At 62.8% G+C, this 19831-nt stretch carries 26 protein-coding genes; 5 read left to right on the top strand and 21 right to left on the bottom strand.

The genetic code is table 11. The features are described 5' to 3' along the window. Window positions 1-7: 7 nt before the first annotated feature. From IGS58_RS15925 to flgB, 4 genes are read right to left on the bottom strand one after another with little or no spacing between them, the layout of a single operon-like run. Window positions 8-1186 (bottom strand): flagellar hook protein FlgE, encoded by a 1179-nt coding sequence (locus IGS58_RS15925; RefSeq protein ID WP_070253632.1) that lies wholly within the window; start codon window positions 1184-1186, stop codon window positions 8-10. 58 nt (window positions 1187-1244) lie between these two features. Beyond that, on the bottom strand, window positions 1245-1898 hold the full coding sequence (locus IGS58_RS15920) for a flagellar hook capping FlgD N-terminal domain-containing protein (protein WP_230522003.1): 654 nt from the start codon (window positions 1896-1898) through the stop codon (window positions 1245-1247). A gap of 3 nt (window positions 1899-1901) precedes the next feature. Continuing rightward, on the bottom strand, window positions 1902-2318 hold the full coding sequence (gene flgC / locus IGS58_RS15915; protein ID WP_034757795.1) for a flagellar basal body rod protein FlgC: 417 nt from the start codon (window positions 2316-2318) through the stop codon (window positions 1902-1904). Window positions 2319-2326: 8 nt separating this feature from the next. Continuing rightward, window positions 2327-2689: a flagellar basal body rod protein FlgB gene (gene flgB, locus IGS58_RS15910; protein WP_034758109.1), complete on the bottom strand. Its 363-nt coding sequence runs from the start codon at window positions 2687-2689 to the stop codon at window positions 2327-2329. 254 nt (window positions 2690-2943) lie between these two features. Between flgB and flgA the strand changes: the two genes are divergently transcribed. After that, a complete protein-coding gene (flgA, locus tag IGS58_RS15905; RefSeq protein ID WP_052140608.1) occupies window positions 2944-3591 on the top strand; it encodes a flagellar basal body P-ring formation chaperone FlgA in 648 nt (215 codons plus the stop codon). A 6-nt stretch (window positions 3592-3597) separates the two neighbouring features. On the opposite strand, the gene IGS58_RS15900 is transcribed toward flgA, so the two are convergent. From IGS58_RS15900 to IGS58_RS15820, 17 genes are all read right to left on the bottom strand, one after another. Beyond that, window positions 3598-4347: a glycoside hydrolase family 73 protein gene (locus tag IGS58_RS15900; RefSeq protein ID WP_230522002.1), complete on the bottom strand. Its 750-nt coding sequence runs from the start codon at window positions 4345-4347 to the stop codon at window positions 3598-3600. Next, window positions 4334-4774 carry a flagellar export chaperone FlgN gene (gene flgN / locus IGS58_RS15895; RefSeq protein ID WP_081345406.1) on the bottom strand — a complete coding sequence of 147 codons (441 nt, stop codon included), beginning with the start codon at window positions 4772-4774 and terminating at the stop codon, window positions 4334-4336. The genes IGS58_RS15900 and flgN overlap by 14 nt, the downstream gene beginning before the upstream one ends. Continuing rightward, complete coding sequence (gene flgM / locus IGS58_RS15890) at window positions 4771-5061, bottom strand: flagellar biosynthesis anti-sigma factor FlgM (protein WP_034757812.1); 291 nt, start codon at window positions 5059-5061, stop codon at window positions 4771-4773. Before flgM ends, flgN begins: the two co-directional genes overlap by 4 nt. A 16-nt stretch (window positions 5062-5077) precedes the next feature. Further along, the gene (locus IGS58_RS15885; RefSeq protein WP_034787914.1) at window positions 5078-6082 is read right to left on the bottom strand and encodes a flagellar motor protein MotB; all 1005 of its coding nucleotides are present in this window, start codon (window positions 6080-6082) and stop codon (window positions 5078-5080) included. After that, window positions 6066-6980, bottom strand: coding sequence for a flagellar motor stator protein MotA (motA, locus tag IGS58_RS15880; protein ID WP_034757817.1), 915 nt, complete (start codon window positions 6978-6980; stop codon window positions 6066-6068). The genes IGS58_RS15885 and motA overlap by 17 nt, the downstream gene beginning before the upstream one ends. Window positions 6981-7036: 56 nt before the next feature. Further along, window positions 7037-7780, bottom strand: a complete 744-nt coding sequence (locus IGS58_RS15875) for a FliA/WhiG family RNA polymerase sigma factor (protein ID WP_034787845.1) — start codon at window positions 7778-7780, stop codon at window positions 7037-7039. A 33-nt stretch (window positions 7781-7813) separates the two neighbouring features. Next, a complete protein-coding gene (locus tag IGS58_RS15870) occupies window positions 7814-8290 on the bottom strand; it encodes a flagellar basal body-associated FliL family protein (protein WP_081345405.1) in 477 nt (158 codons plus the stop codon). Further along, on the bottom strand, window positions 8290-9435 hold the full coding sequence (locus IGS58_RS15865) for a flagellar hook-length control protein FliK (protein WP_230522001.1): 1146 nt from the start codon (window positions 9433-9435) through the stop codon (window positions 8290-8292). Before IGS58_RS15865 ends, IGS58_RS15870 begins: the two co-directional genes overlap by 1 nt. Beyond that, window positions 9432-9710 (bottom strand): hypothetical protein, encoded by a 279-nt coding sequence (locus IGS58_RS15860; RefSeq protein ID WP_230522000.1) that lies wholly within the window; start codon window positions 9708-9710, stop codon window positions 9432-9434. Before IGS58_RS15860 ends, IGS58_RS15865 begins: the two co-directional genes overlap by 4 nt. Before the next feature lie 31 nt (window positions 9711-9741). Beyond that, window positions 9742-10131: a flagellar export chaperone FliS gene (gene fliS, locus IGS58_RS15855; RefSeq protein WP_034757830.1), complete on the bottom strand. Its 390-nt coding sequence runs from the start codon at window positions 10129-10131 to the stop codon at window positions 9742-9744. A 50-nt stretch (window positions 10132-10181) separates the two neighbouring features. Next, the gene (fliD, locus tag IGS58_RS15850) at window positions 10182-11594 is read right to left on the bottom strand and encodes a flagellar filament capping protein FliD (protein WP_034787851.1); all 1413 of its coding nucleotides are present in this window, start codon (window positions 11592-11594) and stop codon (window positions 10182-10184) included. Window positions 11595-11683: 89 nt separating this feature from the next. After that, window positions 11684-12121: a flagellar export protein FliJ gene (locus IGS58_RS15845; protein ID WP_046684908.1), complete on the bottom strand. Its 438-nt coding sequence runs from the start codon at window positions 12119-12121 to the stop codon at window positions 11684-11686. Window positions 12122-12129: 8 nt separating this feature from the next. Then, window positions 12130-13440, bottom strand: a complete 1311-nt coding sequence (gene fliI / locus IGS58_RS15840) for a flagellar protein export ATPase FliI (RefSeq protein WP_034787854.1) — start codon at window positions 13438-13440, stop codon at window positions 12130-12132. Continuing rightward, complete coding sequence (gene fliH / locus IGS58_RS15835) at window positions 13437-14126, bottom strand: flagellar assembly protein FliH (RefSeq protein ID WP_034787861.1); 690 nt, start codon at window positions 14124-14126, stop codon at window positions 13437-13439. The genes fliI and fliH overlap by 4 nt, the downstream gene beginning before the upstream one ends. Beyond that, window positions 14123-15163 carry a flagellar motor switch protein FliG gene (locus tag IGS58_RS15830; RefSeq protein WP_035818015.1) on the bottom strand — a complete coding sequence of 347 codons (1041 nt, stop codon included), beginning with the start codon at window positions 15161-15163 and terminating at the stop codon, window positions 14123-14125. The genes fliH and IGS58_RS15830 overlap by 4 nt, the downstream gene beginning before the upstream one ends. Continuing rightward, the gene (gene fliF, locus IGS58_RS15825; RefSeq protein ID WP_230521999.1) at window positions 15141-16871 is read right to left on the bottom strand and encodes a flagellar basal-body MS-ring/collar protein FliF; all 1731 of its coding nucleotides are present in this window, start codon (window positions 16869-16871) and stop codon (window positions 15141-15143) included. The genes IGS58_RS15830 and fliF overlap by 23 nt, the downstream gene beginning before the upstream one ends. 60 nt (window positions 16872-16931) lie before the next feature. Further along, window positions 16932-17270, bottom strand: a complete 339-nt coding sequence (locus tag IGS58_RS15820) for a flagellar hook-basal body complex protein FliE (RefSeq protein WP_034787870.1) — start codon at window positions 17268-17270, stop codon at window positions 16932-16934. Between the two features lie 24 nt (window positions 17271-17294). Here IGS58_RS15820 and IGS58_RS15815 point away from each other — a divergent pair, with 24 nt between their 5' ends. From IGS58_RS15815 to fliP, 4 genes are all read left to right on the top strand, one after another. Next, window positions 17295-17534: a hypothetical protein gene (locus tag IGS58_RS15815; RefSeq protein WP_230521998.1), complete on the top strand. Its 240-nt coding sequence runs from the start codon at window positions 17295-17297 to the stop codon at window positions 17532-17534. A gap of 359 nt (window positions 17535-17893) precedes the next feature. Further along, window positions 17894-18694, top strand: a complete 801-nt coding sequence (locus IGS58_RS15810; protein WP_034787875.1) for a FliM/FliN family flagellar motor switch protein — start codon at window positions 17894-17896, stop codon at window positions 18692-18694. A 1-nt stretch (window position 18695) separates the two neighbouring features. Further along, on the top strand, window positions 18696-19061 hold the full coding sequence (locus tag IGS58_RS15805) for a FliM/FliN family flagellar motor switch protein (RefSeq protein ID WP_070253622.1): 366 nt from the start codon (window positions 18696-18698) through the stop codon (window positions 19059-19061). Beyond that, window positions 19058-19828, top strand: a complete 771-nt coding sequence (fliP, locus tag IGS58_RS15800; RefSeq protein WP_034787879.1) for a flagellar type III secretion system pore protein FliP — start codon at window positions 19058-19060, stop codon at window positions 19826-19828. The genes IGS58_RS15805 and fliP overlap by 4 nt, the downstream gene beginning before the upstream one ends. The last annotated feature ends 3 nt before the right edge of the window (window positions 19829-19831 follow it).

Raw genomic sequence — 19831 nt, 5'->3', positions numbered from 1 at the left:
TCGTGGATTACAGCGCTTGCATCAGCGATTGCAGCATGGCGTTCTCGGTCGAGATGACCTTCGAGTTGGCCTGGTAGTTACGCTGCGACGTCATCAGGCCCACCAGTTCGGAGGTGATGTCGACGTTCGACTGTTCCAGCGAGCTCGTCACCAGTTTGCCGGCCATGCCGACGCCCGGACGGTCATACATGGCGGTGCCGGAAGTGGTCGAGGCGACCCAGCTGGTATCGTTGACGGCCGTCAATGCGCCTTCGTCAGGGAAGGTAGCCAGGGCGATCACGCCGATGCTCTGTTTTTGGCCGTTCGTGTATTTCGCCACGACGGAGCCGTCATCGGCCAGTTCCACGCCCGTGTAGGTGCCCGAGGCATAGCCGTCGGCGCGGTCGGTCGAGGTGGTGGCTTCGCCGGCGAACTGGGTGGTGCCCGTGTAGTCAATGACGACCGACAGCGGCGCCGCGCCAGGCGGCGTCGGCAGCACTGGCGTGGCGCCCGTGCCGGTCACCAGCTTGCCGTTCGTGTCGAAGGTCATGCTCGTCACCGGCGTCACATCGGCGTTGTCGAAGGTGTAGTGCACGTCCACGCCCGTTGCCGTCTTGACGAAATACTGGCCCAGCGAGTGCTTGGCACCCAGCGAATCGTAGACGATCGAGGACTTGGCGCTGTTGTAGCTCAGTTCGTTGGTCTTGTTGAACGGCGGCGTTTTCACGGTCCATTCGGACGACATGTTGGCGGCATACGCCAGCTTGGTCGAGGCCACGGCGGGAATCTGGCCCGTTGGGATGAGCATGTCGCCCATGGTGCCCAAGGTGGTGCTGCCCTTGACGGCGGCATAACCCTGCACCAGGCGGCCATTCGCATCGATCAGCTTGCCTTCATTGCTGGCCGAAAAGATGCCGACGCGGCTGTAGGTCATCGTGTTCTGCGCATCGCGCGTGACGAAATAGCCGCGGCCATCGATGGCCGCGTCAAGCGCGCGGCCCGTGTTCAGCACGCCGCCATTGAGCGACATGCTTTGCGTCAGCGAGCCGATTTCCGTGCCCGTGGCGCGCGAACCGGCGTACATGGCCGAAAAGTTGGCGCGGCTGCTCTTGAAGCCGTAGGTGCCGGCGTTGGCGATATTGTTACTGGTGCTGTTCAACTGTTGGTTGATGGACTGGATACCGGACAGGGCGATGTCGAAACTCATGTTGACTTCCTTTAGTGAAGGACGAGATTAGTGTTCAGGAAACGAAGGGAAGGGCGGATCAGGCCGTCTTACCGTTAAAACCGGTGATCGCGCCAGGGTTGACTTCGCCCAGGTTCGACACGCTCAGAATCATGCTGCCGCCGGCCGACAGGCGCACGCTATTGAGCTTGCCTGCGATGTCGACCGTCGGTTTTTCGGTGCCACTGGTCGTCACCGCCATGGTATAGGTGCCAGCAGGCAAGCCCAGGGCCACGGGATCGATGGTGAACGGTACCGTGCCGGCACCTTTGGCGCCCAGTTCGATCTTGTATTCCTTGTCGTCGATGCCTTTCAGGGTCACCGTGGTCTTGGTGGTGCCGGCCGCGAGCGCGATGGTGCCGCTGACCTTGCTCTTGTCGAGCTGGACCGTTTCGCTGTTGACCATCACTTCGGAGCCCACTTGCGCGCCCAGGGCCAGCACCTGCATCGATTGCAGCACGCTGGCATTGGCGCTGGTCAGCGCCGACAGATTTTGCATCGCTTCCGTCTGCGCCTGCTGCGTCAATTGATTGACGAACTGGCTCGGATCGGTCGGCGCGAGGGGATCCTGATTCTTGATCTGGGCCACCAGCAATTTGGTGAACATATCCTGGGTAGCATTGCTTTGCGACTTGACGGCATTGCTGCCGCTGTTGCTGCCGCTGGTGTTGTTTGTAAAGAGATTGGTTTCCATGGATTATGCTTCACCTAATTTGAGGAGCGATTGCTGCATCGACTTGATGCGGCCCAGAACTTCGACATTGGTTTCAAACGCGCGCGACGCCGACATCATGTCGGTCATTTCGGCCACCTGATTGACGTTGGGGTAGAACACCATGCCATCGGCATTGGCCATCGGATGGCCCGGTTCATACACCTTGCGCAGCGGTTCATCGCTTTGCACCACGTCGAGCACCTGCACTCTTCCACCGGCGCCGCTGGCACCGGGGCCATCCATCACGGCCGCAAATACGGGCTTGCGCGCGCGGTAGGTTTCGCCTTCGGAACCGGCCACGGAATCGGCATTGGCCAGGTTGCTGGCGATGGTATTGAGGCGCACGGTTTGCGCCGCCATCGCCGAACCGGCGATCTTGGAAATATCCTGGAAGCTCATGCTGATCCTTATTGTCCGGAAATGGCCTTGGACAGACCCTTCAGTTTCATGTTGACGAAAGTCAGGCTGGTCTGGAAGTCGGTGGCATTCTGCGAGAACGCCGCCTGCTCGACGCCGATTTCGACGGTATTGCCGTCGCGGCTGGGGTGATAGGGGACGCGGTACAGGGCGCTGGCATCGTCATCGGTCGACAGCAGGCCGGCTTCGTTGTCCTGCAACTGCTGCAGGGCGCTGCCGAAATCCATGTCCATGGCCTGGAAGCCGGGCGTGTTTTCATTGGCGATGTTGGCGGCCAGTACGCGTGTGCGGTCGGCACGCAGCGCGAGCGCATCGGCGTGCACGCCCAGCGCATCCTTGAAATTAATCCCCATGGTCATCCTTTGTGTTGAATTCGTTCGTGCTTTTTGCGGTTCGGGCTAGAAAATAGGTGGTGCAGAGGTAAAATCCCAGCCTGGTCATGTTGACGCATGGTAAGGTCATGCCGCTTCAGTATCTTTGATTAAGGTTAGCAATGATTTACTTTGAGAACTATTCCGTGATGTGGAACAAGGCGCAATGTCGTCACATACTGCTTCCGGGCCTCTTTTTACTGACCAGCCTATATAGTAGTGCAGGACGCGCAGAATTGCCAGCCGACAATATATTTTCGCGTGTGGAACAATTGGCGCGCGAGCAATTGGCGCAGCAGGCAGCCTCGGCCGGACTGCTGGAACCGCAGTTTCAAGTCACCGTGGTAAAAAGCACGCGCCCCGTGCCGGCGTGCGCGGCGCCCGTTGCGCTGGAAACGGCGGACAGCCGGTCGGCGCAGCGCATGCGCTTTGTCGCAGTGTGTCCTGGGAGCAACGGTTGGCGTTATGAAATGCTGGCGCGCGGCAGCATCACGGCCCAGGTGGCCGTCACCAGCGTCCCCGTCACGGCCAATACGCCGTTGCAGGCGGGCGACGTGACCCTGGCGCGGCGCGACGTGACGATGGTGCCCGACAGTATTGCCTCCTTGCCCGGCGCCGTTGGCCTGTCGAGCCGGCGCAGTTTGCGTGCCGGCGAAGTGTTGCGTCAGGGACAACTGGCATCGCCCGTGCTGATCAAGCGGGGCAGTGCGGTGAATATCGTGGCGCGCAAGGAGCAGGTGGAAGTGAGCATGGCCGGCGAAGCGATGGATCCGGGCGCGCTGGGCGAGGTGATTCGCGTGCGCAACGCCACCAGCGGCACGGTGATACGTGCCAGGGTGGTCGATGCGGGCGTGGTGGAACCGGCCGAACTTCCCGGCCGTTAAGGAAAATCAGTCTGCGGCGGCCGTGCGCTGCAGACGCGTCGCCAGCTGCGTCAGCTTGGCGGCGTAATTCGGATCGGTGGCATAGCCGCCGCGCGCCAGGCCCTGCGCGAAGGCGCCCGCGTCGGCACCCGTGTTCAGGGCGGCACGGTAGCGCGGATTGTCGAGCAAGACCTGCGCATAGTCGCGGAAAGCGCTGGCCTGGTCCGGGTAGCTGCGGAAACGTTCCGTTTTCTTCAGGGCCGTGCCGCTGCCCGCCTCGTATTCGGTGGTGACATTGCTGGCCACGTCGCCCTGCCATTTGCCGCCGGCCTTGATGCCGAACAGATTATTCGTGTCCGCCCCCGTGCCCTGGCGCAGCGGACGCTGGCCCCAGCCCGATTCCAGTGCCGCGTGGGCGGCGACGATTTCCGGCGCCACGCCCAGGCGCGCGCCCGTTTCTTGCGTCCACGGCTTGATCGAGGCGAGAAATTGCTGCTGTACTTCGCCGATTTCTCCGCCCTGGTTGATGCTGCCCAGCACATTGACGGGCTGGCTCTGTTCCAGGTAGGCGCGGCCTTGCGGGTTCAGGCTGGTGGCATTGCCGCCGCCCTGTTCGATGAAGCGGGCCACTTCGCCCTGTACTTGCCGGAACACGCTGCTGAAGTTGCCGCTGGAACTGGTGGCGTCGGTGGCGCGCATATTGCTCTGCACGGCGGACGTGGCTGCCGTCGACGGCGTTGCCGCCGTGGCGCGGGTCAGGAAATCAGCCTGGCGCATACGTATCTTCCTCGCCATGCAGCACGCGCTGCATGATGCTGTACTGCTCTGTTAATAAATCACTGTTGCGGGCGTTCAGGCGTTTGCATTCAAGCACCATCTGCTCGAGCGCGGCCCAGTCGCGTTCGGCGCTCGTACGCGCGTCTTCTTGCAACAGCGCAAACAATTGGGCCATGTCGCCTTGCGGGCCCAGCAGGGCAGTGACGAGGCTGACCCGCTGGCGGCGGCGCGCATCGAGCGGTTCGACGGCGGCGATGACCTGGTCGGCCAGCGCCGTCAGCTGCGCACTCCGGTGGTGCAGGGTGGCCTGGAATTGCTCTTCCAATAAGGTTTGCAGGGCGGCATAGCCGATACTGTCGTCTTTCATGCCTTGCAGCACGCGGCGCACGGCTTCCTGGCGCGTGATGCCCTTGCGCGCTGCGGTCACGATTCACCGCCGTGGAAACGCTGGATCAAGCCTGCCAGTTTTGACGGATCGAACGGCAATTCGCCCTTCGCCAGCGCATCGCGCAGCATGGCCACGCGCTCGTGGTCGATCTCGGGCATGGCGCGCAGGGCGGCCATGGCCGGTTGCAGCACGGCCGATTGCAATTCCGCCCCGGCCGACGAGCCGCCCATGGCGCCGGCGGCGCCCGCGTTCTCGGCGATCGCCTCGGCCGGCGCGACGGCGCTGCTGCGCACGGCAGCACCGGTATTGCCGGAGGAGATTTTCATACGTTGTCCCTTGCCCTTAATTTGCATGCTCATCCCGCTCCTTCTTTGCGGGCAGGCCCAGTTTTTCGCGCAGGCGCTGCAAGGTGCCCGCATCCGGTTCACCCACTTGCAGTTCGTCGCCTTGCGGCTTTTGCCCGGCCATGCCGAACATGGCGGCGATGCTGTCTGCCTGGCCACGCGTCAATATTAACAGTTCGATGCGGCGGTTGATGCCGGCGCTGGCGTTTTTCACGTCCAGCGGCGCGCGGTCGGCCATGCCCACCACTTGCAGCACGCTGTCCGGACTCATGCTGCCGATCAGCAATTGCGCTCGCGCCGACATGGCGCGGTTGGCCGACAGGGTCCAGTTCGAATAGCCTTCATAGCCGTTATTGGCGTATTGCAAGGAATCCGTGTGGCCGACGATCAGCATCTGGTTTTCCATTTGCGCAAACACGGGACCCATCTGGCGCAGCAGCTTGCGGAAGCGGTCGGTCGGCACGGCGCTGCCGCGCACGAACATGCCTTGCTTGTCCGTATCGTGCAGCATGACGCGCAAGCCGTATGGCGTGATCACGGATTGCAGGTTGCTCTTGAGTCCCGCTTCGTCGCTGAGCTTGTCGAGCGCGCGCGACAAGGCCATCAAGTCTTCCGGTGACTGGTAGCTGACCTTGGTCTGGTTTTGCGGCGCTGAGCCGGCTTTGCCGTCCTGCATCTGCTTGCCTTCCGTGCGCGTGTCGCCCGAACCCTTGCGGGGCATGGGGAAGCGCTCGATCAGGCTGCCGCGCGGACCGCCACTCTGTTCCGGCATGACGCCCTGGCCTTCGCCCTGGCGGCTGCTGGCCGACGCATCCATCATGATTTCCTTCATTGCCTGCTGCTCGCGCGCGGCCATCAGCCACAGCACGAGGAACAGCGACAGCAGGGCCAGGCAAAAGTCGGCGAACGCTACTTTCCAGGCGCCGCCATGGCCATCGTCGTCATGCTTGCGGCCAGCACGCTTGATGATGGCCTGTTCATGTTTCTCATGCGGCTTTAGCACGGCGGCCTCCCCGGCCTTGGCCCTGCTCTTGTTCGGCGCCGCCATCTTCCAGCGCATTGATCCAGCTTTCCAGCTGGGCGAAGCTCGGCTTGATGTTCAGCTGCACCAGGCGGCGGCCCGCATCGATCGCCAGCAGGGGCGGCTTGCCCGCCACGTGCGTGACCAGCACGACCTTCACGCACTCCATGGTCGAGCCTTCTTCGCCCACCAATTGCTTCATCATGTTGCACATCGGATCGAGCACGCCGTAGCAAAAGAAGATGCCGATGAAGGTACCGACCATGGCGGCACCCACTTTTTCCGAAATTTCCGCCGCATCGGCGCCGTCGGCCACGGAATTCATGGCCATCACGATGCCCAGAACGGCAGCCAGGATACCGAAACCTGGCATGGCTTCGGCGATCTTGTGCAGGGACTTCGACGGTTGCAGCAATTCGTCGTGGATGGCTTCCAGTTCCTGCTCCAGCACGCCTTCGAGCTCATGCGCGTTGATCTTGCCCATCGCCATCAAACGGAAGTTGTCGACGATGAAGGCCAGCAGCTTCGGCTCTTCCAGCACCAGCGGATAGCGCTGGAACAGGGCGCTTTCGCGCGGTGCCTCGACGTGGGCGTCGAGCGCCTTCAGGCCGCCGGCGGCCGTTTGCAGCAGTTCATACATCAGCAGCAGCAACTGGCGCTGGAATTCCGAGCCTTGCTTCTTGTGCGTGACGATCTTGCGCATCTGGTGCAGCATTTCACCGAGTACATGCTTGGGATTGCCCAGCACCAGGGCGCCAACGGCGGCGCCGATGATGATGATCAACTCGACCGGTTGCCAGATCGCGTGGACGGTGCCGCCCATCAGGGCGAAGCCTCCGAATACACACCCCATCACGATTAAGATACCGATAATTACCATGTCAACTGCCTTTCTGCGTCATTGTGCTGCGTCAATTTGATGGATCTTGCTTACTCTTATGCGTCTTGCAGCATGGCTTTCATCTTGCCCAGCGCCGTTTTGTTGAGCTGGCAGACACGGGCGTCGCTCAGGTCCAGCACGGCGGCAATTTCTTTATAGCTCAGTTCGAATTCGTAATACATCTGCACCACGCGCTGTTCCCGTTCGTCCAGCGTGCGCAGCGCCTGTTCCAGGCTGCGCCGCACCATCAATTGCTCTTCCGGGCTCGGTGCGCTGTCGGCTTGCCCCAGGCTTTCCTGCAGCACTTCGTCGAAACTGGCGATCAGCTCGGCGTTTTCCGCCAATTGATATTCCTGGAACGCTTCCGGCGTCAGTTTCAGGGCCGCCATGATTTCCGCTTCCAGCGGCTCGCGCCCCAGGCGCCGGGTCAGGGCGCGCACGCTGTCGCGCAGGCGGTGGCTTTCCTGGCGCACGGCGCGCGGGCGCCAGTCCTGGCGCCGCAGTTCATCGAGGATGGCGCCACGGATGCGCAGGCTGGCATAGCTGCCGAAAGACTGGTCCGGCACGCCGTAGCGGCGCAGGGCTTCCAGCAGGCCCATCAGGCCAATCTGTTCCATGTCGTCGCGGTCGATGGCGCCCGACACCTGCGAATTGAGCTGGCGCACGATGCGTTTCACCAAAGGGGAGTACGCTACCAGATGTTGTTGCTCTTCAGCAACGCTGAGCACGGCCGCGCAAGCGCTGGCGGCGGCATATTCGCCGGCGCCATACGCTTCCTGGTATTGCTCTACATAGGCCAAGGGATCTCCCACTAGGTCGACTGGCGTGTTGGCTTATTCAATGATCAGCTTGCCGACCATGACTTCGGTGAAGGGTTTTTCCATCTGCTCGCGTTCATAGCTGACATTGAAGGCCTTGTTGATCTGTTCGGCATACTGCTCCACCGTCATGGTCTGTGCCTTTTCCATCGGAAAGCTCGACAGGGTGCTGACGGCGATCGAGCGCATCAACGGCAAGTGGTCCTTGGTCAGCTTTTCCTTTTCCTCGGTGGTGGCGATCACCAGGTCGGCCGACAGGTAATGCGTTTCACCGTCGCCGGGGCCGCGGCGCAGCATCACGATGACCTTGTCCAGGGTAATGAACTTGCGTGCCTTCTTGCCCGTGGCGGGCGGTGGCGGGGCTTTCGCTTCGGTGGCATCGGCATGGCCGGCAACCGGCTTGGCCAGGTACCACATGGCGCCGCCAGCCGCGCCGGCGGCCAGCACTGCCACGGCGACAAAGCCGCCGATCAGTTTCATTTTCATATTCATCAGGCGCTCTCTCGCTCGTGCATGGCGTAAGTGGTACTGGCAGTGCTGCCGTCGGACAGGGCGCGGCCCGGTTCGGCATCATCCTGCTGGCGGCCCGGTTGACGCTGGCCGCGTGCATCGCCTTCGGCAAACGCCTGGGCGGCCGGGCTGCGCGGGGTGGCGCCGATATTCACGGCCACCTCGGTGTACTGGCGCTGTGCCAGGTCGCTGCGCATGTTTTCGCCGATGCCTTGCAGCTGACGCAACACTTCCGAGTTCGACGCCGTGACGTTTACCTGCAGCGCGCCGGCCGTGTGGCGGATGGAAATTTCAATGCGTCCCAGCATGGGCGGGTCGAGGCGGATCGTCGCGTGTTCGCTGTTGCGGCCGATCTGCGTCTGCAGGCGTTCGCCCAGCGCTTCGCGCAGCGGTTCCTGCCATTGCTGTGCAGGGCCGTTGAGCTTGATGGTATCGCCGGCCGGGGCCGCCGTAGCCGTATTGCCGATGGCGCCCGTCAAGCCCAGGTTGGGCGCGGCTGGCGCGGGCGTTGCGGCGCTGCGTTCGCCATCGCGCGCGGCAGGGGCGACGACGGCGCTTGCCGGAGCGGCTTGCTGCAGCAGCGATTCGAACGGCTGTGCGGGCGCGCTGCCCTTGGCGGAGCTCGCCGGGATGGCTGCTGCCAGCGGTTCGCGCGTATCGCGGCCTGCCGGCTGCGCCGTTCCCTGTGCGGTGAGGGTGATTGCCGCCGGATGCAGGCTGATGTTGAGTGCCGGGTTGGCTTGCGCCACATTCGCCTGCGCTGGTGTCTGTGCCTGCGCGGCGGCGCGCGCCTCGGCTGCGGCCGCGTCCGTTGGCGGCAGCATCGCCACCGGCAGGCCGATGACGGGCGCTGCCATGGCAGGCAAGCCGCTGTCGGCCTGGCTGTCGCTGTCGCCATCCTTGACGGGGGCTGGCGCGGGCGTGCCGGCATCGGCCGACTCCCCGCCTGTCACATCGAGCACCTGCGCAAACAGGGGCAGGGCGGAGGGCGCGGCGCCGTTGCTGCCATAGCCTGGCGTGCCAGGCAAGGTGGCCGTCTGTGCCGGCGCTGGCGCCGAGGCTGGTGTCGGTGCCGCATTGGCCGCCGCTGCCGGAGCGGCCGGCGCCTTGTTGAAGTTCATGATCATGCTTGATTCCCGTCCGAGTCGTATTCGCCGAGCGCGGCGTAGGCGACCCAACCTTCCTTATTTGCCTGTAATGCACCCAAGTGTTGACCCAGGCGTTCTTTTTCCGCAGAGCAAATTTTAACCGCTTGCGCGTGAATTTTGCGCAATTGCAACAATTCTGTTTGTTCCAGCGCATTCCATGCGCCACGTTCGGCCAGCAGCGGAATGTTTTTCGCCAGGCTGGCCGAGAGTTTTTCCATCGCCTCCCAGTCCGCCTGGGCGACAGCCGCGCTCAAATGCCGGCTCAGCTGCTGCAGTGCAGCGCGCCTAGGCATTATTGGCCTGGACGCCCACCCAGCCACGCTTGATGGTGGTCATCAAGGTAGTCACTTCATCGATCAGCGTCGGGTCGAGCTTGATGCCGGCCGTGTACAGGCGAGCCACGCAATAGTCGTACAGGCGCGCCAGGTTGACCACCACTTCGCCGCCATTGTCGAAATCGAGCGAGCTCGACAGACCGTTGATGATCTGCGTGCATTTATCCAGGCTGATGGCCTTTTGCTCGTAGCGCTTGCCCACGATGTGCCCGCGCGCGCGCGCCAGTTCTTCCAGCAGGCCGTCCGTCAGCACCAGTACCAGTTCGACCGGTGTGGCGCGGGCGGTCTGGGAATCCAGGTTGACGGCATGGTAGCTGCCGTAAGCTTCATTGTTCAACATTATTCTCTTCTCGCTATGTTAACTGTGGCGGCGCGGCAGGCACGTCCGCCTTAGGATTTATCGTTACTAAACATGGCATCGAACATGTCCGAATTCCGGGTCATTTGCTCCTGCAATACTTGCAGTCGGGAATATTGGTCCAGGAAACGGGTGTAAGCAGTGTTGTACTGGTTGGTCAGGCGCTCGGCGCTCTTGGCCAGGCTTTTCTGCAACTTGTCCGTCGCTGCCATGCGCTGGGTGATCTGGCCTTTGGTGACATTGCTCCACTGTCCCAGCACCTTGTCCAGGCCGCCGAGCACGCCGGCTGGGGCCGACAGGCTGTTATTGCCGAACAGTTTATCCAGGCCGCCAGGATTGTCCGCCAGCTTGGCCGTCAGCTTGGCCGTATTCAGGCTGATCGTGCCGTCGCGCTGGGCGGTAATGCCATACGCTACCAGCGATACGCCATCGACGTTCAGGCGCAAGGCATCGCCCATGCTGGTGCGCAGGGCGTTCAGGCCGGAGTCGTGGGCAAAGATGCCGGCAGCGATATTTTTTTCCGGATTGCCGGGGCTGGCCAGGCCATCCATCACGCTTTTCAGCTTGTTGTAGGCATCGACGAAAGCTTGCACATTGGCAATGGTGCCGGCGCTGTCGGTGCCGACGGTCACGGTAACGGGGCTCTCGCCTGCCGTCATGGCCTTGGTGAACGTCATTTTCACGTCAGGCACGTTGGTGAAGGTATTCGATGCCTGGGTGATCTTGGTGCCGGAACCCTGCGCGCCCAGCCAGACGATGGCGTCCTTCGGTGCCGCGATGGCTTTTATGTCGCTCTGCAGCGCTGACTTCAGGCCCGCATCCGTCACGCTGTTGGTGTCGATCGAGACGGCATTGGCCACGCCGGTGAGATTCGACGTCAGCACCAGTTGCGCCTGGTTGCCGATATTGATGACGGAAGCGGTGACGCGCGCATTATTCTTGCTGTTGCCATTGATGGCGGCGGCGATTTCCTGCGGCGTCAGGTAGGCGTCGCCATCCTTGTTGGCGGCGGCCAGGTCGATGTCGAAAGCGTTGTCGGCGGTGACGGCAGCCAGCGGATCGCCGAGGCGGATGGTCATGTTGCCGCCGTTGGCTGGCGTGGTGCTGCTCAAGCCGCCATACGAGGTCTGGCTGGCCGTGGCCAGTTGTTCGACAAAGAACGCGTAGCTGCCAGGCGCCGCCTTGATGCCGGCCGTGCCCGTGCCATACGCGGTATTGCTGAAGGTGGCGGACTGGCTCAGCACCGATTTGCTGGACGTCATGGTCGTCATCGCCAGCTGGAATGCCGAGATGGCCGATTTCAGGTTGCCCAGCGCGCTGCTGGTGTTGTTGGCCAGCGTGGTCTGATTCGCCAGGGCTGCCTTTTGCGCCGCCACCGATTTGGTAGCCAATTGTTCTGCTGTGACGATCGGATCGTATCGTGGTGCGGTAATTACGTTTGCCATGCCAGACTCCTGAATAAAGGGATATACCGGTACAAGGCGACCCCCATTCCCGTTTCGTGAAGTTTTCCTGAAAGAAACTTACACAAACCTCATTTTACCTGCCCGCGGAACCAGAATTGCGTCGCCAGCTCGTCTTGCCGCTTGGCATCAACTCGGTGTTGCTCATTTGCAACATGTTTTTGCTTTTGCGTCAGCACCTGGTCCAGCACTTCGCGCTTGGCCCAGGCCGTATTCAGCGCGCGCTGCGAGACGGCCATGTTGGCTTCGTGCAGGTGCAGGTCGGTACGGTGCTGGTCGGCCATCTGCATCACGGCTTGCTTGAAGTTGCCGCAGTTGACGGACAGGGCCAGGGGCAGGGCGCCGCTGGGGCCGCTATCCGTGTACAGGCCCGTCAGGCGCTCCAGGTTTTTCTGGTAGCGCTCGCGCACGGCCGTCTGCGCCGCCATTTCGCCTTGCAGGCGTTCCACTTCGGTGCTGCGCAGGCCGACCAGGGTGGTCAGGTTGCGGATGGTATGCGCGTCGCTCACGTATGCTCCTAGGCCATGATCTGTTCAAGTTGTTCGATGCACGGTCCCATCGGCGCCTCTTCCTTGGTGCCCTGGCACAGGAAGGCTTCGATGGGCGCGTGCAGCTGGACGGCGCGGTCGGTGATCGGGTCGGCGCCGGGCACGTAGGCGCCCAGCGGGATCAGGTCGCGCACGCGCGCATGGCGCGCCATCGACGCTTTCAGCGCGCGCGACGCCTGCATGTGGCTGGGCGTGATCACCTGCGCCATGCAGCGGCTGATCGAGGCGGCGATGTCGATGGCGGGGTAGTGGCCCCGCTCGGCCAGTTCGCGCGTGAGCACGATGTGGCCGTCGAGAATCGCGCGCGCCGTGTCGACCACGGGGTCCTGCTGGTCGTCGCCTTCGGCCAGCACCGTGTAGATGGCGCTCATGCTGCCTTCCGGGTGGGCGCCATTGCCGGCGCTTTCCACTAGTTGCGGCAAGTTCGAGAAGACGGACGGCGGGTAGCCGCGCGTGGCCGGCGGCTCGCCCAGGGCCAGCGCCACTTCGCGCAAGGCCATGGCATAGCGCGTCAGCGAATCGACCAGCAGCAGCACGTGCTTGCCCTGGTCGCGGTAATGGGCGGCGATCGAATGGCACAGCTCTGTGGCCATGATGCGCATCAGGGGCGACTCATCGGCCGGTGCGATCACCAGCACGGCCTTTTTCAAGCCTTCGGCGCCGAGCGACTTTTCCACGAATTCGCGCACTTCGCGGCCCCGCTCGCCGATCAGGCCGACGACGACGACATCGGCCACCGTCTGGCGCGTGATCAGGCCCAGCAGCACGCTCTTGCCCACGCCGGAACCGGCCATCAGGCCCACGCGCTGCCCCTTGCCCAGGGTCAGCATGCTGTTGATCGCCCGCACGCCCACGTCCAGCGGTTCGACCACCGGTTGTTTCTTCAGGGGATTGATCTTCGGTGGCGTGACTTCCAGGATGTGTTCGCCACCGAGGCGGCCCAGGTCATCGATCGGCTCGCCGAGGCCATTGACCATGCGGCCCAGCCACGAGGGGCCGATCTGCAGGCTGGCCTTGTCGGGCAACGGGAGAACTCTGGCGCCGGTGGTCAGTCCTGTCGCCTTCTTGAACGGCATCAGGTAAGACAGTTTTTCGCGAAAACCGACGACTTGCGCATCGAGCCACTCGCCGCTCACCGTTTCAATTTGACAACGCTGGCCCGTGTGCAGGCGGCAGCCGGCGCTTTCCAGCAGCAGGCCGGACGCGCCGACCAGGCGGCCGGTCGGCGTCGCGACCGGGATATCGCCGATCTCGAAACTGCGCAGCGTGTCGGCGATCATGCAGGCGCGCCCTGGTCCGCGTGTTCGGCGGCCAGCGCCAGGTGGCTGCTGACCTGTTCCATGCAGGCGGACAGGCGCTGATGGCAGCCCGCGTCGACTTCATTGTCGCCCGCCTTGATGCGGCATTCGCCCGCGTCGAGGCGCGCGTCGGCGATCAGGTTCCAGCGCTTGGCGCGCTTCGGATCGAGTTCGCTGATGCGTTTTAATTCTTCCGGATTGAGGAAGACGTCGATTTCCTCGCGCGTGGGCGGCATCGAGGCCAGGGTCTCGTCGACCAGGGCCAGCAATTGCACCGGCTGCAGCGCCAGTTCCGCGCGGATCACCTGGCGCGCCACCTTGGCCACCAGGTCGACCACTTCCTTGCGCTGCGCTTCGCGGTAATCGGCGCGCACTTTTTTCAGGTCGCGCAAGATGGCGTCGACAGGGCGGGCCAGGCGGTCCAGGGCTACCAGGGTTTCATTGCGGCCTTCTTCGCGGCCCTGCGCCATGCCATCGTTGCGTCCGGTGTCGTAGCCGTCCTGCTGGCCTTGCACCAGGCCCACTTCGTAGCCGTCGCGCTGGCCCTGCTCGAAGCCTTCCGAGACGGATGCCTGCCACTGGCCGTCCGTGTCCTCGTTGGAGGCGCGCTGGCCGGCGGCGATGAATTGCGACAGGGGCGGGAAACGATACGAGCGGAAGTGTTTCATTCGATCACCGCTTCGGCAAACAGTTGCACTTCGATCTCGCCCGCATCGGCGAGGCCCTTGACGGTGGCCATGATTTCCTGGCGCGTCTGTTCGATGCGCGACAGCGGCACGGGGCCGGAACGGCGCATCATGTCTTCGAAGCTCTGCGCCTGGCGGCGCGGCATGGTTTTCAGCACGGCGTCGCGGATCGACGGTTCCGCGCCCTTGAGGGCGATGGCCCACTGTTCCATCGGCACGTCTTCCAGGATGCGCGTGAGCGTGACATCGCTCTGCGTGGCCAGGATCAGGAAGTCGTACATACTCAGCTCGATTTCCGACACGACGTCAGGGTCGTGCGCGCGCAGCAGTTCGACCAGCGCGGCGCGGTTGCCCGGCATGCGGTTGAGAATCTCGGCGGCCTGGCGGATGCCTTCCACGCTGGTGCTTTGCGTGTCGAGCGTGCCCAGGCAGCGGCCCACCAGTTCGTCGAGCTCGACCAGCAGGTCGCGGTCGATCTCGTCCAGGCGTGCCAGGTTCAGCAAGACCAGGTCGCGGCCTTCGACGGGCAGGGCATCGAGGATCTGGCCGGCCAGCGCGGGCGGCAGGAAGGCCAGGAATACGGCTTGCATCTGCACGTGCTCGTTGACGATGTATTCGGCCAGCCATTTCGGCGAAGCCCACTGCAGGCGCGCCATCTTGGGGCGGATCGCGTCGCCGTAAATATTGTTCAGCACACTATTTGCGATATCGCTGCCCAGCGCCATGTCCAGCGAGCGCTTCAGGTAGCTGCGCGAGGCGCCGTGCACGCCGCTTTGCTGGCGGTAGTCGTCGAAGAAGGTCTGCATGGCCGTTTTCACGGATTCGACCTTGATGCCGCTCATGCGCGACATCACTTGCGTGACTTCCAGCAATTCTTCACGCGACAGGCAGCGCAGCACATTGGCGGCCTGTTCTTCGCCGATGCTCAGCAGCACGATGGCCGCCTGTTCCACGGGGTTCAGGCTGACGCTTTCGTATTCTGCGCCGTCGGAGGGATTATTGTTGTTGAGTTCGGCCATTTTTCTGCATCCATTGTTTGACGACTTCGGCGACACGCTCGGGTTCTTTTTCAGCCAGCACTTTCAAGTGGTCGACCATCACGTCGACCGCCGAGCCAGGTGGCGGCAAGTCATAGTTTTCCAGCAGCGGCACGACCGGCATGTTGCCGGCGGCGGCCTCGCCTTCGAGCGCCAGCGGGCTGCCATTCACGCCCAGGGCAGGCGCGCCGGCGGCGGCCACGCCATTCGCGCCGGCGGCGCTGGCGCCGCCCAGTGCCAGGGCGGGATCGAGCTGTTTCAGTGGCGGCGGCGTCAGGCGCGTGGTCAGCAGGCGCAGCAGCGGACGCAGGATCAGGAAGTAGCCGAGGATGGCGCCCAGGGCGTACAGCAGCCAGCTGCTGAAATCGACGACGGTATCGCGCTCTTCCCACCACTGCGCCACGGGCGGCTTGGCCGGGAAGGCCAGCGCCGTCAGGCTCAGGCTGTCGCCGCGCTGGGCGTTGATGCCCAGGCCGCTGCTCAGCATTTTTTCAATATTGCCCAGTTCGGCAGGGGTCCAGCCCGTTTTCGGATTCGGTGCGGCGGCGCTGTTGAGGACGACGGCGACGCTGAGTTTTTCCAGGCGGCCACGGCTGCGCTTGATCTGCGTGATGCTGCGGTCGTAGGCGTACTGGCGCGTGGTGGCGTTCTTGCGGGCCGTGCCATCGTCGGATGGCTTCGGCGCGCCATCGGCGGGGGCGGCGCCGGCGGCGTCGGCCGGTGCCGGCACGGCGGCCGCTGGCGGACGGTTCGACAGGCTGCCGGGAATGCCGGCCACGGTGCGGTTGCGTTCCTGCTCTTCGCGCATCGCTTCGCTCGTTACTTTCGGGGCTTCGCCGTATTTTTCCAGCGTTTCGTCCACGCGGTCGTTGTTCACGGCGGCCGTCACGCTGAGCTTGAAGTTGTCTTCGCCGATGACCGGGCCCAGCAAGCCCGTGACGTTGCGGCGGATTTCATCCTGGAAGCGTTTCGCACCTTCGTTGCCGGCGGCCGAGGCATCGAAGCCGTCCGTCAGGTCGATGTGCGAGGACAGCAGGTTGCCGCTCTGGTCGACCAGGCTCACGCGCGTGGGCGCCAGGCTGGCGACGCTGCCGGCCACCATGTTGATGACGGCGGCGATCTGTTCCTGCGCCAGGGTGCGGCCCGGTTTCAGCGCCACCACGACGGAAGCGGACGATTTGTCGCCGTCGCTGGCGACAAACGAAGTCGATTTGGCAATCGACAGATGGACGCGCGCCGAAGCGATCGCGTCCATCGTCATGATGCTTTGCGCCAGTTCGCCTTCCAGGCCGCGGCGGAAGCGCACGTCCTGCACGAATTGGGAGACGCCCAGCGGGTCGTTCTTGTCCATCAGCTCCAGGCCGGCCGGCAGCTGCGCCGTCACGCCTTTCGATGCGAGCAGCATGCGCACCTTGCCCAGCATGGCGTCGGGCACCAGCACCTGGCCGCTGTCCGGATGCAGGCGGTAGGGGATGTGTTCCGCGTCCAGGGTGGCCATCATGTCCGTCACGGCCACTTTTTCGCGCGCGCCAAACACCGGCTTGTAGTTGGCCTGGTCGCGCCAGGCATACATGGTCACCATGGCGGTGATGCCGATGGCCAGCACGACGATGGGAACCAGGTTTTTCAGCAGGGCGGGCGGAATGGCGGGCTGGGCGCCAAGGCGCCAGCGCGCAAATGCGGACTTCATGGGGGTAATCACTTGGGGTAACTTTCGCTGGAAGGCTGGGCGTGGATCAGGACGTGAAGATTACAGAGGCAGTTTGATGAGTTCGTCGACGGCGCCCATGACCTTGTTGCGCACTTGCATCAACATGGAGAAGGACAGGCTCGCTTCCTGGCTGGCCAGCATGGCGCCGACCATGTCGTCGCTCTTGCCGCTGTCGACGTCGCTCATTTTTTGCGCGGCCATGCGGTCATCGCCGTTGACCTTGCCGATGGCGTCTTTCATGCTTTGCGCAAAGGAGAAGCCGGATTGTTCCGGCGCGCCGAACTGGGCGGCAGGCGCGATGCTGGCGCCCAGGGCGCGCGCGTCATTGCTCAGTGCTGCCAGATCGGCCTTGATCAGACCTGCGAGTTCGTTGCTCATCTTGCCCTCTACTTTCAATATGCGGTGACGTATCAATCAGAAATTACTGGTGTTGCCATTCCGGCAGGCATTACATCCAATGCCATCTCGCCCGGCCCGATTTCAGGACCCATCAGTTTTATCAGTTGCCACACCATCCGCTCAAGCAGACTCAAACAAACCCAGCAAACCCACGCCAACATGATTTACATGGCCATGACAACTAATATTTATCTGATAAAAGTTTCTGCTGGTGGCAATAAGAAGGACTGGAAACTGCCATAAAAACCGGAATCAGGTAAGCGGAATGGCGCACTGCAAATCACTATTTTGTCGCTATAAGCTTACCTCGGGGCAACTATAAAGTAAAGAGAGGATTGCCTCAAGGAATATTGATACATGGCAATATTTAGCATTTTCATGTATTGTTCAGCACCGTAGTCATCTAGCATGCGATACGATGCGCAATCGTTTGCTTGCGGATCGGTTTGCAAGGTCAAGATGATGCTGTATTTAATTTCGGGTGATCCGTATAATTTGTTCTGCCACCGCAATACGACATGACCCTCATGATAACCACTAAGACAGATCAAACTGTGCGCCATCAAGTCCTCGATTCTTGTCTGCTTGGACGTCCTGTCCATTTGCTGCATGTATTCGGCGCCCAGCTGCGCGACGACCTGGCCGTGGCCCTGCGCCAGCCGATGAGCCGTCGCTACTGGGGCAACTTCCAGATCGATGGCGTGAGCTTGTCGCGCGTGGAAAACGAGGACAGCGTGAACCGCTGGCTGAGTTTTTCCACGGCGGCCAGCCAGACGGGCTTTGCCCTTGAACGGCAGATACTCTTGAGCGTGCTGAACTATCGCTATGGTAGTGCCGGCGCCAAGGGTGCGCTGCCCGATCCGGCGCAGGTGCGCGTGACGGCCACGGAGGAGCGCCTCGCTGTGGTGCTGGGACAACAGTTGGTGAACAGCTTGTTTTCCCGCGTCCACAAGAACCTGCAAACCCTGGGCAAGAGCAGCGACATCGACACCAGTGCCGAGGTCGCCGTGCAGTCTGGCGTGCATCCGGCGCGCGGCAGCTGGATCGTCACCGTGGCGCTCAGCGACGTCGAGGCGGGGCAGAGCGGTCAGTTCTGGTTCTCGCTGGACAAGCGCCTGATGGCCGACGTGCTGCGCGGCCTGCTGCCCGAGCGCGCGCAAGCGAAGAAAGCCTTGCGTGGCAGCGTGCGCCCGCTCGCTTCGCGCCTGCAAGTGACCCTGGAAGGCCGGCTCGTCAGCAAACAGGTGCAACTGGGCGCCTTGTTCGACCTGCGCGTGGGCGACGTGATTCCCGTCAGCCTGAGCCGTACCGACGTCATGCTCGACGACTCCCGTTTATTTACAGCTGCTGTTTCCGAACACAAGGGCAAGCTCTGTTTAACCTCATTTGAAGATGTCGAATAATATGAATCTGAACGATACCAACCAGAGCGAAACCCTGCTGGAAGACCTGGGCGATGACATGATCATCGACCAGGGCGACGTGTCCGACGTGGCCAGCGGCCGCGCGCGGCGCGACATTCCGCAGATGATGCGCAAGATTCCCGTGACGCTGACCCTGGAAGTGGGCTCGGCCCGCATCTCGCTCGAAGAGCTGATGGCCATCGGCCCTGAAAGCGTGATCGAACTCGACATGCTGGCCGGCGAACCGCTGGTGATCAAGGTCAATGGCACGCCGATCGGCCGCGCCGAAGTGGTCGTGGCCGGCGAGAACTATGGCCTGAAAGTCATCGACCTCGACGGCCTCAATCTCGACCTGATGACAGCATGAAGCTGGCGGTACCCGGTTTGAGCCGGCGCCGCGGCGCGCTGGCTGCCGCGCTGGCTGTCCCCGTTCTGATGCTGTGCTGCGCCGCCGCCGGGGCGCAGGATTTATTGTCCGGCGTGGTGCCGGGCGCGAAGACCGACCTGTCGGTGAAGATGCAGATCCTGGTCGTCATGACCCTGCTCGGGCTGCTGCCCGTGATGGTCATGATGATGACCAGCTTTACCCGCTTCGTCATCGTGCTGTCCCTGCTGCGCCAGGCCCTGGGCCTGCAGCAGGGCTTGCCCAACCGCATCGTCACCGGCATCGCCCTGATTCTCACCTTGCTGGTGATGCGCCCCATCGGCGACCAGGTGTGGAAGGAAGCGTTCGTGCCGTACGACCGCGACCAGATCGGCATGCAGGAAGCCCTGAAGATCGCCGAAGTGCCGATTTCGCGCTTCATGCTGGCGCAGACGAGCAAGGCCGCGCTGGCGCAGATCGCGCACCTGGCCGGCGAGCCGTCGAGCATGCGCCCGCAAGACCACAGCTTCACGGTCAAGCTGGCCGCGTTTGTCTTGTCCGAACTCAAGACGGCGTTCCAGATCGGCTGCATGCTGTTCATCCCGTTCCTCATCATCGATCTGGTGGTGGCGTCCGTGCTGATGGCGATGGGCATGATGATGCTGTCGCCGCTGGTCATTTCGCTGCCGTTCAAGCTGCTGCTGTTCGTGCTGGTCGATGGCTGGACCCTGACCGTCAACACCTTAGTTACCAGCATACAGGGCTATTGATCC

Origin of the sequence: Janthinobacterium sp. EB271-G4-7A (genome assembly GCF_020858075.1) — a bacterium.
GTDB classification, from domain to species: domain Bacteria; phylum Pseudomonadota; class Gammaproteobacteria; order Burkholderiales; family Burkholderiaceae_D; genus Janthinobacterium; species Janthinobacterium lividum.
This window is presented reverse-complemented; position numbering and strand designations above follow the sequence as displayed.